At 72.8% G+C, this 1,627-nt stretch carries 1 protein-coding gene and 1 pseudogene; one reads left to right on the top strand and one right to left on the bottom strand.

Annotation, left to right across the window (positions count from 1 at the left end; translation table 11 throughout):
• Window positions 1–123 precede the first annotated feature (123 nt).
• The gene (locus tag AB0C29_RS47355) at window positions 124–669 is read right to left on the bottom strand and encodes an HD domain-containing protein (protein WP_360834800.1); all 546 of its coding nucleotides are present in this window, start codon (window positions 667–669) and stop codon (window positions 124–126) included.
• 113 nt (window positions 670–782) lie between these two features.
• Between AB0C29_RS47355 and AB0C29_RS47350 the strand changes: the two are divergent.
• A pseudogene (locus tag AB0C29_RS47350) lies at window positions 783–1,627 on the top strand (histidine kinase); the annotation flags it as partial.

The following is a 1,627-nucleotide window of genomic DNA, read 5'->3' as shown; positions in this document are numbered from 1 at the left end:
GCTGCGCACCTCGAGCGTGGCCAGCACCCCGGCGATCAGGACGCCGCCCCCGGCGATGATCCAGGTGATCGCGCCCAGGTTGGGGTCGATCATGTGGGCCGGACGGCACTGGCCGCCTGAGGCTCAGACCGCGACCGGATGCGCCGCCTGGAACGCCAGGCGCTCGTCAGCCCCGGCGGCCAGGCCCTGCAGCACGTCGTCCAGCACCAGGAACGCCTCCCAGGGCGCACCGCCCAGGTGAACGACCACCCGATCCTCCAGCCCGGTGACCCGGGCGCCCTTCCACACCTTGTCCGCCAGGCTGACCAGCAGGTCGTCCAGCGTCACCTCGGGCGCGTCCCAGCTGCCGTGATTGCCGGCGAAACGGGCCAGGTGCGCGGGCACGCCGTAGCGCAACAGCAGGTCCCGGCCGGCCTCCTCATGCCGGTGACCGGGCGCGGAGAGCTCGGCCACATGCACGACCTTGCCGATGTCGTGGGTCGCCGCACCGAAGAGCACCGCGGTGGTGTCGAACTCCAGATCCGGCCGGCGTCGCCCCAGCACGTCGGTCAGCGACCAGGCGACGTCGTGCACGGCCCGCAGATGCGCACCGAGCCGCGGCGGGGCGTCCAGCGCCCGCAGCAGCTCAGCGGCCGGACCGGGCAACGGCCGCAGGCTCGATTCGGTCAACGCTCGATGCAAGGCAGCCGACGTCACGCGGGCAAGGTTAGCCACGGCTGAAAGCCGTCGCCGTCGGTGTTACGGTGCAGCCCTGTCGGCCGAAGACATCCGCGGGAGGACGCATGGGGGCCAGCGCGGACGAGGCTCTGCCGCAGCGGTTGCGGACGGCGTTCAAGCGCGGTGGTGAGATGGGCCGGCGCATGCTCGAGCTCGACTGGGCGGCCACCCCGCTCGGCGCACCGGCCGCCTGGCCCACCGAGCTGGCCGACGTCGTCGCCACGATGCTCGCCTCCAAGGCCCAGATCGTCCTCTTCTGGGGGGACGACCACTGCGCGCTGTACAACGACGCGTACATCCCGACGATGGGCAGCAAGCACCCCGGGCATCTGGGCCGGCCGGGCCGGGAGATGTGGCCCGAGACCTGGGCGGTGCTCCAGGAGCTGTTCACCGGGGTGAAGGAACGGGACGAGTCGTTCTGGGCCGCCGACTACCTGTTCATGATCGAGCGGTTCGGTTTCCTCGAGGAGACCTACTTCGACATCTCGTACGACCCGATCCGCTCGGCCGACGGGGCCGTCGGCGGGGTCTTCTGCATCGTCAGCGACACCACCCGGCGGGTGCTGGCCGACCGTCGCGTCCGTACCCTCAGCGCCCTCGGCTCCCGGCTGGCCGACTCGCCGGACCAGGCCGTGCTCGGCACCCAGGTCGCGCAGGTCCTCGGCGAGAACGCCGCCGACGTGCCGTTCGCCGTCCTCTACCTGGACGACCCGGCCGGCGGTGGCGAGCCGGCCGTGGCCGGGGTGTGCGGGCTCGAGCCGACCGCCTGCCGGCCGCTCGACCCGGGGGTCCGTGAGGTCGTCGCGGCCGTCATGCGGTCCGACCACGAGCAGACCATCGCCGCGACGGACGTGGCCCATCCGCCGCCCTCGTCGGCCGCCGACCAGGCCCTGGTGCTGCCCATCGGCGC

Source organism: Actinoplanes sp. NPDC048791 (genome assembly GCF_040650095.1).
Classification (GTDB): Bacteria; Actinomycetota; Actinomycetes; order Mycobacteriales; family Micromonosporaceae; genus Actinoplanes.
The sequence above is the reverse complement of the archived record's forward strand: the minus strand, read 5'-3'. Positions and strand labels throughout refer to the sequence as shown.